The 13987-nt window shown below is 47.5% G+C and carries 10 protein-coding genes; 5 read left to right on the top strand and 5 right to left on the bottom strand.

The genetic code is table 11. The features are described from left to right. Positions 1-42: 42 nt before the first annotated feature. The 3 genes from BLU87_RS04645 to BLU87_RS04635 form a co-directional block, all read right to left on the bottom strand. Entirely contained in the window at positions 43-1941 is a 1899-nt protein-coding gene (locus BLU87_RS04645; RefSeq protein WP_092345188.1) for an oxidoreductase, read from the bottom strand. 203 nt (positions 1942-2144) lie between these two features. Then, positions 2145-4787: a cytochrome ubiquinol oxidase subunit I gene (locus BLU87_RS04640; protein ID WP_092345186.1), complete on the bottom strand. Its 2643-nt coding sequence runs from the start codon at positions 4785-4787 to the stop codon at positions 2145-2147. Further along, entirely contained in the window at positions 4784-5857 is a 1074-nt protein-coding gene (locus tag BLU87_RS04635) for a hypothetical protein (protein WP_092345184.1), read from the bottom strand. The genes BLU87_RS04640 and BLU87_RS04635 overlap by 4 nt, the downstream gene beginning before the upstream one ends. 210 nt (positions 5858-6067) lie before the next feature. Here BLU87_RS04635 and BLU87_RS04630 point away from each other — a divergent pair, with 210 nt between their 5' ends. The 4 genes from BLU87_RS04630 to BLU87_RS04615 all read left to right on the top strand — a co-directional run bounded on the left by BLU87_RS04630 (position 6068) and on the right by BLU87_RS04615 (position 9634). Beyond that, positions 6068-6418 carry a cupin domain-containing protein gene (locus BLU87_RS04630; protein WP_092345182.1) on the top strand — a complete coding sequence of 117 codons (351 nt, stop codon included), beginning with the start codon at positions 6068-6070 and terminating at the stop codon, positions 6416-6418. Positions 6419-6848: 430 nt separating this feature from the next. Continuing rightward, positions 6849-8573 (top strand): L-lactate MFS transporter, encoded by a 1725-nt coding sequence (locus BLU87_RS04625; RefSeq protein WP_245706369.1) that lies wholly within the window; start codon positions 6849-6851, stop codon positions 8571-8573. 81 nt (positions 8574-8654) lie between these two features. After that, positions 8655-9188, top strand: coding sequence for an acetate uptake transporter (locus BLU87_RS04620; protein ID WP_175498264.1), 534 nt, complete (start codon positions 8655-8657; stop codon positions 9186-9188). Between the two features lie 104 nt (positions 9189-9292). Beyond that, on the top strand, positions 9293-9634 hold the full coding sequence (locus tag BLU87_RS04615; protein ID WP_092345178.1) for a hypothetical protein: 342 nt from the start codon (positions 9293-9295) through the stop codon (positions 9632-9634). 10 nt (positions 9635-9644) lie between these two features. On the opposite strand, the gene BLU87_RS04610 is transcribed toward BLU87_RS04615, so the two are convergent. Beyond that, positions 9645-11012: a sigma-54-dependent transcriptional regulator gene (locus BLU87_RS04610; RefSeq protein ID WP_281242497.1), complete on the bottom strand. Its 1368-nt coding sequence runs from the start codon at positions 11010-11012 to the stop codon at positions 9645-9647. 26 nt (positions 11013-11038) lie between these two features. Beyond that, a complete protein-coding gene (locus tag BLU87_RS04605) occupies positions 11039-13006 on the bottom strand; it encodes a cache domain-containing protein (RefSeq protein WP_092345174.1) in 1968 nt (655 codons plus the stop codon). A gap of 534 nt (positions 13007-13540) precedes the next feature. On the opposite strand from BLU87_RS04605, the gene BLU87_RS04600 reads away from it, so the two are divergent. Continuing rightward, positions 13541-13987 carry a GatB/YqeY domain-containing protein gene (locus tag BLU87_RS04600; protein WP_092345173.1) on the top strand — a complete coding sequence of 149 codons (447 nt, stop codon included), beginning with the start codon at positions 13541-13543 and terminating at the stop codon, positions 13985-13987.

Genomic DNA, 13987 nt, shown 5'->3' with positions numbered 1-13987 from the left:
TTAAAATTGTTATAGACAAGTCCCTATCGTTCTGACGGTTGATCAAACCAATGTTGCCGCTGCTAGGTAGCCCATCTGCGTGGCCGCATAGATGTCAGCAGGTGTTGCTGCATCGCCAATCAGTTGGACCGATTTTCCTGTGGCTTGAAGTTGTGCGTACAGATCATCCTCGGGGCACATTCCTGCAGCGATGATAACGGTGTCAAACGGAGCCCATTCTCCCTCTTTGCGGTGATGTTTATATTTGACCTGCTGTTTGGTGAATTCCAGCACTGTCGTATTGACAGAGATTAACAGGTTTTTTTTCTGCTCTAAACGCTTAAGGAGCATTTTCTTGGTGATCATTTCCATGTCGTTGCCAACCGTGTCGGTTCTCTTGGTAATGACCACATCGTAGCCCTCATCGGCAAGCATTTCAGCCGCCTCTATACCGACCATTCCAGCTCCGATAATCAAGATCCGTTTTCCTTGAACCGGTTTTGTCTTGGCGAAGAATTCCAGGCTGGTCATTGAATATTGGTCGTCAAGTCCAGTGATTTCAGGAATCATCTGTCGGGCCCCAGTGGCGACAATACAACAATCAAAGTTTTCAACTGAGGCCGCAGTGGCCGTGGTTCCCAAAAGAATATTAACGGCCTGCTTCTCTGTCTGCTGAATCAGGCTATGCAAAGGGCGGAGCATGGACTCTTTGTGGGGAGCCTTATAGGCCAATTCAAACTGACCGCCTAAGGTTGGATGCTTTTCGTACAGGGTAGCTTGATGTCCCATCATTGCCAGCTGTGTTGCTGCGGCCATTCCCGCAGGTCCGCCTCCGATAACTGCGACTGTTTTGGGATCTTTTGTTTGTAATGGTTGTTTATCGATGCGTGGATTGACAATACAACCAATGCCGCTGCCATTTTTAACATTGGCGAGACACCCCTGCAGGCAGTAGCCACAGGAGGTGATGTCGTCTGTCTGTTGGTGTAAAATCTTATTAACAAAGTTTGGATCGGCGATAAGAGGTCTGCCAAGAGCAATGCAATCGGCCAGATTTTCACGCTCATAGGTTTCAAGTTTATTGATATCTCCCATCCGTCCGGCGACGATGAGCGGGAGAGTTGTCTGTTTGCGTATGGCCTGGACGACTTCCTGCTGCTTCTGTTCTGGCAATGCCATATGGTTGTAATACCAGGGCGGAGTGTCACAGGCATTACCGAATCCGCAGTGGATGGCATCAAAGCCATATTCCTGCGCCAGTTTCAGAATAATTCCGTTATCTGCCGGACCAAAACCGCCATCGACAAACTCACTCCCTGAGATTCTGACTAAGACCGTTAACTGTTGTCTTTCTTCACGAACAATGTCAAAAACTTCTTTCATGAATAGTGATTTGTCCCGTCCGTAGATGTCTTCGCGCCGGTTGGTGCGCGGAGAGAGGAACTGTTGGATGAGATAACCGTGGCCCGCCTGGATTTCAATAGCATCAAATCCAGCGGCAATTGCGGTTCGGATCGCCCGGCGATAGCCACTGAGGATCCCTTTAATTTCGGCCTTTTGAAGAATTTCCGGGGTCTGACCAGTCGCGGGGCAGGGGACAGCTGACGGAGCCTCTGCTGCCATCCCTGTCGCTTTCGGGTTGGCGGCACGACCTGCATGATTGATGTTCAGGCAGGCCAGAGTGTCATTCTGATGGAGAACAGTGACAATCTTTTCCAGATTCTTTTGACTCTCCGGCAGGTGAACCGTGAGTTGTTTCGGGTGCTCTTTCCCCGATTTGCTGACGGCGACGGGTTCCAGGATGATCATTGCCACGCCACCTTTTGAGAGGTTGTCATAGTAGATCAAGTGCCGCGGGGTGACTTCCCCTTTAAGGTTGCCATAGGCGCTTTTTACCGGAGCCATGATAAATCTGTTTTTCAGCTTTAATTGGCCAAGTTCAAACGCTTCTGAAAATTTCATCTTTACCTCCTGATAAATCTCTTGGTTCTTATTTATAGTAAAAATTGAATATATGTAAAATTGGCTATCTTTCTGTATACTCTTGCTTATTGTGACTGTCAAATGTAAACATGGCAGGTTTCAAAACAATGATGACCAAACGTAGACAGGACAGCTATTTAGCTGTCCTGTCCAGGATGTTTTGAAAATTATTGGCGTTCTTTTTACAATCGTAATGAGTTCGGGTGATGTCCTTCAAACTCCGGTTGAACGGTATGACAGACGGTACAATCATTGCCAATGGGGCGGTTGTTACCCTGGTATTGTAACGGTTGGATACTGTCACGGTTGGTCCCGAACTTATTCAATGTTGCTGGATATACCGCATGGGTGCTGCCATGACAAGCCTCACACATCATGGCCTCCATTTGATCGTGGCGATTTCGGTACAACCCTTCAGCGTTTTCTGTCCAGGTGTTGAAAGCATCGGTTGTGTTCCCCATTTCAAACTCCTCATGACAATTGAGGCAATCCGGTTCATTGAGCCAAGGGAGACGTGGATTAATCTCGGCAACAGTCTCAACAACTCGCGGTTGCAAGTTTTCCATTAATCTGGCAGCCCCTTTTTTGCCAGCATCCAGTTCATGTTTCAGGAGACTAAGTGAATGGTCTTCCATGGTGCCGTGACAGTTAGTGCAATCCATAAATTCGGAATGGTGACTGCGGAAGCACTGTGTCGGGCCATCGGGACGTGAAGGGTGACATGCTGCGCAGGCCTGCATCCCTTCCCGGTCGGTGAGGAAGTTGGCATGCCAGCCATGAATCGCTGCAGGGAAATTCAGGAGTTCAGGGTTGCCTTTGGTCCCCAATACCGGGTCAGCATGACAGGATTGACAGAGCATCGGTTCCCCATTTTTAGCCCTCTCAACGAGGTTGGTGCCGCTGTTCTTATCGTGGGCAACGAGGACATCAAGACTGGTTTCATCAGAAAAACCAGCCACCCCATCGACTCGCCAACCACCATCATGACAATTTTTACAGCCCATCTCGGTGGAGGTCGGAGCGACGGTTTTGGTAGTCATTAATATTTTCCCGGTCTCCTTGTCTTTAGCCGTGATGGTAAAGATCGGATAGGGGTTGTAGCTGCCATCCGCAGGATAAGGGACCACTGGAACAAACGCTGCGGTGAAGGCACGATGGTCCTCTGCGAGGGCCATTTTCCCGGCAACTTTCAAGCCGCTCACACCAACACCGGGGGCGAGATCTTTGCCGAGCAATTTATCGGCAAATTCCCAAAAACGGACTTGTTTTTCGGGATATTCAAAACCTTCTTCGACCTGATAGGTGATTTCAACCCCCTCAGTAATAATTTCTGGAGAATCGCCACGTTTTACCAGCTGAGCATAGAGGTCATTCGCGGGAGGTAACAGAATCCAGTAGGGGTCGCTGTCAGAGACGCAATGCATGCCCAGGTTATTCCATGCCAGCAGCACGTAGTCATCTTTTTCTTTGTCGAAGGCAGGAATAGCGACGGGTAGCTCTTTGGCTTCCACAACTGGATTCCCCATGTTGAGATCATCAACTTGATTCAGGCTGTAGACAATATAGCTGGCGAGAGCAAAGCGCTCTTCACGGGTCCCCATGAAGTGAGGCATGTACTGATTTAGTTTGCCGAGACCGTTGAGTTTTGAATCCATACCGAAGACACTGTCATACTTTTTAACCAGTGGCTTGATGTCATTGAGGATGCCATCGACAGAGTGACAGGCGCTGCATTGAAACTTGAAGAGGTCCCGACCGGCGGCGATAAGATTTTGATCACTGACGTCTGAGTTCTCGGTCCATTTTGCCGTGGCGAGGAACCCGGCTTTCTGGATGTCAGGAACATCTTTGGTGTAAACCTGATTGGCATACATATGATCATAGATAATGTAGGGGTGGCGTCCCCCCTCACGGACAAATTCAAACGCACCAAAATAGATCAGAGCTATAGCGACGATGACAAAACTGAAGAACCGCTGAAAGCTGTTGGGTAAGCGGATTGCCATGATCATTGAGGCGATAAACAGAAGGGGCATGACCCAGGCCAGCAGCAGTAGGAAGTCGCCCACCTGCGGTGATTTTTCAAGGATCAGGGTTATCGCTGGTTCCGGGATGGCTTTAAAGTACCACCAACCACCTAAGATCATCAGGATAAAGGGGAAACCAACCCAGGCAGAGCAGGTGCGCATCACTTTTTGACGCAGGTTTGCATCTTTAACAAAGGAGGCGGTAATAAAGCCGAAGACTCCACACAAGGTCAAGGAGATGCCGGTACGGAAAATCAATGAAGGCCACATGGTCGGATTGAAGAAACCCGACCAGAAGTTGTGGTCTTCAATCCATCCGCCGGGGGTCAACATGAAGCCGATGATGCCATTGATCAAAAACAGTGACATCCAGGCGCTGAAGAAGTAGAGCCAGCCGATGATGATATGGTTCTTGCGGTCCATCTTGCCAAAGGTATAGAAGTAGATAAACAGGGCGACAATTTCGGTGACGAAGAAGACCCACTCCGCTGCCCAGCCAAAGACGAAGATATGGATAAGACTGGATGTTGCCGCAGGATTCAAGAGGGCGATTGTCCACCAGATGCCGACCCCAGTGAGACCACCAAAGACCATTGAAACCAATAGAAAGAATTTGCTGTGTTTTTTGACATAATCGAGTAAGCCGGCGTCATCGTCCTTGTAGGCCTTTTTTTCCAGCATGATCAGATAGAGCCCGCCGCCAACGGCAAAGTGGGCGACCAGAACGTGGACGATTGCGACAAATGCAATCAGAAAACCGCCACCAAAAGTTGTGAGTTCCCAGACTGGATAGTTCATTTTGTGACCTCCTTGCGGCAGCCAAAGGCAAGTTTAAGCATGTAACCAATTAAAAGTAGTCCACCAGCAAAGACGAGCAGGAAGAAAATCAGAGGAGAATACTGTGGTTCAACAGTCAGATCCGAAAGTTGAAAATAGGGTTGTAGATAGGCGGACCGGACCAGATCACGCATAATGACCATCACGATTAATGTCACCAGGGCGATGGCAGAGGTGAGAACAACCCGTTTTTTATAACCGAAATAAAGTGCTGTAAATCCAAGAATGATTCCAGCTAATAACAGAATGGTGCTGAGAACGCTGCCGCCCATGAAGATCATCATCACGTTTTTAGGCAAGGCAAGCAGAAACCAGAAACCGATAAAAATTTGCATAGCCGTGGCGTACGTGAAATAGGTCATCCCCTGCGCAATTAGAAAATTTTGATCGACGTTACTTTTCGTGAAACGGAAATGACCGACAAGGGCGAGGAACAATCCTGCGACCGCGACAGACCCAACGACAAAGTGGAGATAGCGAGGATACAATGTGGGATCGCTTAAGTTCAGCAATGTGCCGCCACCATTACTGAAATAAGCTTGCCACTTTTCTGGCTGGAGCATCAGGGTCATATTGTTGCTGAAAAGGAAGGCGACAAAAAGCAAAATGAAGACCGAGAATTCCAGTAAAAAGATGCGTGGATTTCCTAAGGCCTCAAACTTGAAGTCATAAATATAGGCACTGTAGTAGGCCAGAATCACCAGGCCGAAGATGGAGAACCACCAGACAGCCATGAGAATCGAACTGCTATAAATGAACTGACCGTATAAAACCTGAACAAACAGCAGTGGTGCAACTCCCATGTTAACTGCAAAGGCGATGGTGTATGGCCATTTATAACCGAACTCTTTGCCTAATAGGGTGTTTTGCTGGTCACCGCGCAGAGCACTGAATAAGGCAATGATGCCGCCACCGAGCATGGCGTTCATGACCAGAACGTGTAGCAGGAAGGTGAGCAAAAGCAGAACATAGAACCAGCCCCAGGGCGCGGAAATGGCATCAGGTGTGGGAATCAGTGTAGCAGGATTCATCGATTCTTCTCCAAAATGTTGGCTAGAAAGAGGTTTTCTTTCGAAACAGGCGTCTTTGTGAGAAATTACCCGAGAAATTTAGCACAATGGCTGAAGAGATAACAACATTATTACCCTATGAATGTGTGCCTATTTGGCTTCTTGTTGTAAGAGTGCGGGTCTGTTATCTTAACTGACTCGTCCTATATTACGCTCTCAAGGAGGTTGTTTATGAAAATCACTTCGTTAGATCAGGTTCCTACAATACCGATGTCGATGGAGGGGGCGGTTAATGTTGCCAAGCAAGTCCCTTTGGGGAAGACCGATGGAGCTCCGAATTTTTCTTTTCGGGTTTTTACGATCAGCCCGGGAGGCAATACTCCTTATCATATTCATGATGTGGAACATTTAAATTATATTCTTCAAGGTGAAGGGGTGTTGGTCGATGCTGACGGTCACCAGCATCCGGTTAAAGGGGGAGATTTTTCCATGGTGCTTCCGAACGAAAAACATCAGTATCGCAACTCTTCAGCGACTGAGGATTTCAAGTTTATCTGTGCCGTTCCCTTGGCTTATGAATAGTTAACATCTGAAGTTTAATCCTGTCTGAGCGGTTATTTGTTTGTCGATTTTCCCTCCTGTTGGGCCGCTCCGTTTATTGCCAATAAAATCTCACTGTTTGTGACCTGAGGGTTTTTTGCATATTTGCGAAAAACCCTCAGACTGTTTTCAGAAATGCAAAATAACGTTTTCTATTTAAATATAAAGAGGATGTTTTTTAATTTAATGTCAAGAAAACCGGTCAGTTATAAATAAAACATAGTTCTGTTTTTCTGTTTGGTTTAGCCGGTGAGGAGAGTTGCCTTTTTGCAATTATGCGAAAAAAGCGATTTTCGCCCGAATGGGTAAAGACCACTAACTTACTGTAATTAAAGGGACTAATAATCTTTCGATTTGGTACGTAGTTTGCGATGAAGGGGGCATGCACATTGTGGTGCTACGGGAGGAATTTATGGCGATATGTCCGTACTTTGACCAAGACGAAAGATTTTGTGATGTCGGTGAAGATTATATCTCTCCATATGATGTTGTGGCGATGTCGCATTTCTGCTCCTCCCGCTATCGGGAGTGTGAAAAGTTCGACCTGTTAGCCCGGAGGTATCCTGAAGTTTTGGTGCAGACGGATTCCCGGATTAAATCGTTGCAACAACCAGCCGTGTTGTCACCGGTTTCAGCGGCTGTGTCGCCGCGAGTGAGTTCTTCCGTAAATACTGTGCCTTTGAAGATAAAATTTAATAACAGGTGGCCGTTGTCTCACCGCCTTGCACACATGATATCTCGTCGAGATCCTATTCAATACCATTCCGCGAATGTCGCAGAGGTTGATTCTTTGACAGCGGAACTGCCAACTAAGGAGAGAAAATCTATGCAACCACAAAAAATCAAAAACCGCGGTCTGCAGGTGGTGCTGGCCGGCACTGGAATTAACCTGGCCTTGGGCATACTTTACACTTGGAGTATTTTTAAGAGTGCCATTGTCGATTCCATTGCCACTGGTGGACCGGGGGCTTTTACCTGGGATGCTGCAAGTATCAATGATCCGTATGCCGTCGCTTGTCTTGCTTTTGCGGGAGCCATGATTCTTGCGGGTAAATGTCAAGACAAGTTTGGCCCCCAAGTCACCTGTGCGATCGGTGGTTTGTTGGTGGGGGCAGGATTTATCTGGATTTCTCAGACCACAAACTATTGGGCCTGGGTTGTTGGCTTTGGCATGTTGGCCGGAACCGGGATTGGGTTTGGTTATTCGGCGGCAACTCCTCCCGCTTTGAAGTGGTTCTCGCCAGCGAAAACGGGATTGATTGCCGGGATCGTTGTCTCTGGTTTTGGCCTTGCGTCGGTGTATATTGCCCCCTTAGCCCGGTATTTGCTTGCTGAAGTAGGTTTACAGCAATCAATGATGTATTTTGGGATCGCTTTTGCTGTGGTTGTCACTGGCTTGGGAATGCTGGTGTCAAATCCACCCGCAGATTTTGTTGCTGATCCGCAGCAAAAAACAGTTTCTAAGGCTGTGACGGCCGCGGTGATTGATCTTAAACCTTCACAACTGTTTACCAACGGTAAATTTTATACCCTCTGGTTATGTTTCTTTATCGGTTCCGGTGCCGGACTGATGGTGATTGGTAGTGCCAAGGGTTTAGCCAAGGCGTCAATGGGGGAGATGGCTTTTCTTGTCGTGGTGATCATGTCCATTGGTAATGCCGCTGGCCGTTTGATTGCCGGAGTCGTTTCAGATAAAATTGGGCGAGCAACAACATTATGTATCGTGCTGGTTTTCCAGGCCTGTATGATGTTTGCTGCCATTCCCATCTTGGGAAGTGATGGCTCCAGTCCGATTCTGGTGGCATTGTTGGTAACCGCGATGGTCTTTAACTATGGGACGAACCTGTCACTGTTCCCCTCCTTTGCTAAAGATTACTGGGGGATGAAAAACTTCGGCATGAATTATGGGTTGCTGTTTTCAGCCTGGGGCATTGGTGCTTTTGTTCTGGTGCGCGTTTCTGAAATGCTCAAAGTAAAGACCGGCAGTATGGAATCCTCTTTTATTGTCGCAGGAGTTCTACTCTTGGTGGGGGCGATGATGTCAATGTCGCTGCGCCCCAAGAAGGTGGCTGTACCGGCGAAAGAATCGGTTTTTGTCGAAGAGGAAGAATTGGTTCTGCAAAAAGTTCAGGACTGATTGTTTGCTGAATCTGTGTGTTGAAAGGACCTTGTCTCAAGCAAGGTCCTTTCAATGCGTTTCTGTACCACGGAGTCCTCCATGACCGACTACTATTCTCCAGAGCAAAAGCGGTTGCCCCGTTCAGGTCTGCTGGCACTGGCAATGAGTCTGATGGCTTATGTTGTCTGCATGTCCGGGTTGTTCGAATCGTCGGCGACCTTGATCGGCATTGTTCTGCTGGTGACCGGAGCAATTCAAATCCTGATCGGGATGCGTAGTCAACAGCAGGGACACCCCTATGCTGCAGCAACATTACTTCCCTTCGGGATGTTCTGGTTATCCATTATCGGTTATGAAATTTTTCCCCGAATCGGCATCGGTCTTCCTCCGAACGCCGTTGCAATGTTTTCTTATTTGAGTATCTGGTCCTTGTTCGTTGCCATCCTCTTTCTCCGCAGCTTTAGACAACGGTTAGCGATGCAATACCTTTACGGGACGATGATGGTCTGTTTAATGGCATTATCATTAGATCAGCTAAGGGAAGACTCAGTATTTCTGGCAATTGGCTGTGTCTTTGGCCTTTTTTCTGCGTTAGTAGCGGCCTATGTCGCTTTGTTGGCATTGCCAGAATGAATTTCTGGGTGCAGCAGTCTGGGAAGTTTTAAGCAGGTTTGATAAGCTTTTCGCAGGTGCAACCTTTTTGATGACAGGCAATCTTTTTGTCTGGGGCTGGGAAGATGAAATTAAGTCAACAGATGACTTTTTTAGGCTTGGCCGCATTGATTTATTATGCGGTGTTATTGGCGACTGGTGTGGTCAGTACCGAAGTCATGCCCCAGTTTTTGGTCTCTGCCTTTATCTTCTTATCATCGGGCCGCTTGATTCGTAACGGTGCCCGCAAGCGTTCTCGGGAAGATCTTGACCCCGATGCTGAAAAAAAACAGTCCCCCGAACCCAATTGGGCTTTACGTACACAGATCCTCAACTGGGTGATGGCGGCGTTTATTATTTGTGCCTTGGGAATCTGGATTATGAAGCCGGTTGGGGTTTCATTTCTTGAGTTGCTCTCTTTTAAATAATCTATTGATGTCACGACTTCAGTATGTCTTGTTTGCGAAGACCGTACTTTTTCAACTTGCGGTAGATGGTCGCCATGTTCATACTCGCCTTCTTCGCAGCCTCCTCAATGTTGCCATCCACTGAACTCAGCAGCTGCCGCAGGTAATCAATTTCAAAGTGGGCCAGTGCTTTGTTGTAATCATCACTATCGGTTAAGGTCTCATCGGTTTCGATAAACTGCGCTAGGGTTGTCAGGCTGATATGGGGCTCTGTCTCAATCGTGATGCAGGCTTCAATCACGTTCTTCAGTTGGCGGATATTGCCGGGCCACGAATATTCAATCGCCGCTTGTTGGGCTTCAGGGGAAAGTCCACGGATCTCGGTTTTGAACTTTTTATTCTGTGCAACGATAAAGTGAGCTGCTAGTAGCGGGATGTCAGGTCTGCGCTGACGTAATGGTGGTAAATGCAAATTGATGACGTTAAGCCGATAGAAGAGGTCTTCACGGAAGGTCCCTTTTTCTATCTCTTTTTCCAGGTCTGAGTTGGTTGCTGAGATCAGCCTGACATCAACACGGGTCGCGGTTGTCTCGCCCACCCGTCTGAACTCCTGTTCTTGGAGAAACCGCAATAATGTCTTTTGAATATTGAGGGGTAGATTGCCGATTTCATCCAGAAACAGGGTCCCCCCGTCTGCCGCTTTGAGAAGCCCCTCCTTGTCGGTATCAGCGCCGGTAAAAGCCCCTTTTTTGTGGCCAAAAAGTTCACTCTCCATGACCGAGTCAGGAATCGCTCCGCAATTAATCGCGATAAAGGCTTTCTCTTTGCGGGGTGAATTATAGTGGATGGCGTGGGCTATCAATTCTTTTCCGGTTCCTGATTCACCACTGATCAAGACCGAGGTGTCACGTACGGAAACCTTTTCAACCTTGTCGAGCAGATGTTGCAGTCGTGTCGAAGCGCCAACGATATTATCAAAATTAAACTTCCCTTTAAGCTCCTGACGTAGCTTTTGATTCTCTGTTTTGAGTTGGTTGTGATTCAGAGCATTGCGAACCCGAAATAGCAGTTCCTCCGGTTCAAAGGGTTTGGTCAGCATATCGTATGCCCCCTTGCGTAGAGCCTGAATGGACATCTCTACTGTGGCATAGGCGGTGATGACAATCACCGGGATATCAGCTTCAATCGCTTTGATTCTTTGTAGCACTTCCAGGCCATTGATTCCGGGCATTTTAATATCGCTAATAACCAGATCCCACAGGTTGGGACGAAATAATTCCACGGCCTCCAGCGGATTATTGAAGCTGCGTACGGCATGGCCTTCGTCCATCAATACCGCTGCCATCATGCGGCAGAGCCCCTCCTCATCATCAATAATCATAATTTTTTTAGCTGCCATAATAAGCCTTTAAATTCTTTGTCGATTTAATATTCTTCACGGGTTAGCGGTAAGCGAATGACGACTGTCGTCCCCTTGCCTGTCTCTGAATCGATGAAGATTTCTCCCTGATGCATTTCAATGATCTGTTTGGTGATAGCCAGACCCAGTCCGGTTCCTTTGGTTTTTGTTGTGAAGAACGGTTCAAAGATTTTTTCAAGGTTTTCCTCGGAAATACCTTCACCGTCATCTGAAAATTCGATGCGGACAAACTGATCACCGTCGAGACCGGTTGCAACCCGGATCTCTCCCCCTTCCGCAGATGCGGATGCAGCGTTGAGGAGCAGATTGATCGTTACCTGTCGCAGTTGGTCCATGTCAGCAGAAATCTTAGGGATATCCGTGCTAAAGTTTTCAATAACATTAATTTTGAACAGGTCAGAGTGATTGCTGGCAAAATCAATGATTTGACTGAGCAGGCGGTTGATGTCGGTGGGTTCAAGGACCGGTCGCGGTGTGCGTGAATAGCTCAGGAGGTTCTGAACAATTTTTTTGCAGCGTTTACTTTCCCGTTTTATCTCATGGATGAAGGCGTAGTTCGGATCTTCTGGGGTAATCTTTTTTTCCAAGTGTCCTGCATAGCCGAGAATGACTCCTAGGGGGTTGTTGATTTCATGAGCCACACCTGAGGATAAAACGCCAAGGGACGCCATCTTTCCCTGCTGGGCTAGGGTGGCTTCCAGTTCCTTGTTTTTTTTCAGTATGCGTGTCATCCGGTTAAAAGAGATGGCCAGCTCACCAATTTCATCATGACTGGTGACCGGCACCTGCTCATCCAATCGTCCTTGCTTAACTCTACGGATGACGGTGATCATTTTATGGATCGGATCGGTCATGACTTTGGAGGCTAAAAATAGTAGAAGGGTGGCAACAACTCCTATTAAGATTGGTAACAGCAGGACATATCCGGCAATGCGCCATTTAAGATTGTTGGCCGCTTGATAGAATTCATCTTCGTAGCTGCTGACAGCAATAATCCAGTCCCAGGGTGCAAAGTAGCGATAACGGACGATCTTCATCCGTGCTTTTTTATCCCCCTTGTTTAGCCATGGATAGCGAATCCAGCCATCTTTCTTCTCTGTCATCTCAGCGATAAATTTGTGCCCGGTGGTGTCTTGTTCGGAGATGAGACTTTGACCCTCTGCATCGGGATGGATGGTCATGACCCCGTCGCTCGTCATACAATAAACGTAGCCGGTGATGCCAACCTTTTTGCTTTTAATTTGTTGTGAGAGGGTGATCAGGGATTGTTGTTCAAATTCTGGATCATCGTATGTTTCATCCAGATATCCCCCGGCCGCGACGATCCAGTCCCATTGTGGGTAATATCGGAACGCGACAATTTTGTTGCGCGGGTGTTTGTCTCCCAGAGTTTCATTGCGCCAGGGATAGATGGTGTAGAGAACCTCTCCGGGCTTGGAATTAAGCGCCCGCTCGGCCAGTTCACGGATAAACAGACGACCATTTTTATCTTTTGCGCTAATAATGTTCTCCCCCTCACGGGTGGGATGAACCCTTAGCTCTCCTTTGCTGGTGACTGCGAACAGATAGCCGCTGCTGCCGATACTGACATCTTTGAAGCTGTTTCTGGTCGATTGCTGGGCTTCTGAGAGGCTGATATTGCCGAGATCGTATTGATGTTGTTGCTCATTGATCAACGTGTAGGCCAACTCGACCAGGGTTTTCATCTCTTGGCGAACGGTCTTTTTTTTGTCTTCGCGATAGACCTCGAATTGGCGATGATGACCATCCAGAAGGTCGAGGGTGAAGCTGGCCATGTGGTCAAGATCGGCTTTGCTCGCGTCAATGATCCCCTTATAGGCTTCGGTCGTGGCAATGTAACCGATCATCCCGCCCAGCAAAAAAATGGGGAAGACCAACAAAGGTAGGGTGATCACCAGCATTTTCCAGCGAATTTTCAGGTTATTGAAAAATGCAAAAAGATTGCGAATCATGCTTCCCCGCCAAGTTTGATCTCAATCAGCTTTGATCTTATGGAATAACAGTAAAGAACATACGAAGAATATGGGCGTTTATATCATGCCTTGAGGAGAGGTAAAAGGGTTCATCTGCTGCGGCTCCAGATATGAGGAGCGATCTTGGCGGTTTGCGTTGATGAATCGGATCCGGGGATAGGCTCTTTAGCATTCGTTCTGATGGCTTCTGTTCACCTTTGAAGTTCCCTTAAGGGCTCGGTGTCGATCAATTCCTGTCGTGCTATTGGAGCTGATCATCAATTCTTATTCAGCTCCAAAATACGTGCGAAAGCAAAAAGCAAGTGGTACATGTAAAGAAATCTTGCTTTATGGCTTTGAAACACATAAACTACCAGATTATTTTAAATGAGTATATAAGCTGAAGGCAAAATATCAGTGGCGTTTGTTAGAGACCATATTTTATTGCGGGTGTCGGAATTTTCCGGACACCCTCTTTGTATTTAAAGAGCCAGAGTATAGATCTGGCAGGCTTTCTTTTTCACAGGGGAATCTATGAATCTCAAAGATCAACTTATGCAGGATATGAAAGAGGCGATGAAGGCCAAACAAGCGGACCGTCTTGGAACGATTCGGCAGTTGCGCAGTGCCATCAAAAATAAAGAGATCGAAATACAACAAGAGCTTGATGATGACGGTATTCTTGGTGTGATCAGTACTGCAGTGAAGCAGCGTCGCGAAGCCGCACAGATGTACAGCGACAATGGCCGTCCCGAGTTGGCAGCTAAAGAAGAGGCTGAATTGGCGGTTTTACAGCAGTATCTTCCCGCCCAACTGGATGAAGCTGAAATTCGCAGTATTGTGACATCAGTGATTGCGGAGATTGGTGCAGCATCCATGAAAGATATGGGGAAGGTGATGCCGCTGGTTATGGCGAAGACGAAAGGCTCTGCTGATGGCAAGGTTGTCAATCAGTTGGTGCGGGAACTTCTGGCAGGGTAA

Source organism: Desulfuromusa kysingii (genome assembly GCF_900107645.1).
In the GTDB taxonomy this organism is placed as follows: domain Bacteria; phylum Desulfobacterota; class Desulfuromonadia; order Desulfuromonadales; family Geopsychrobacteraceae; genus Desulfuromusa; species Desulfuromusa kysingii.
Note: the sequence above shows the minus strand (reverse complement) of the source record. Positions and strands in the feature narration are given on the sequence as shown.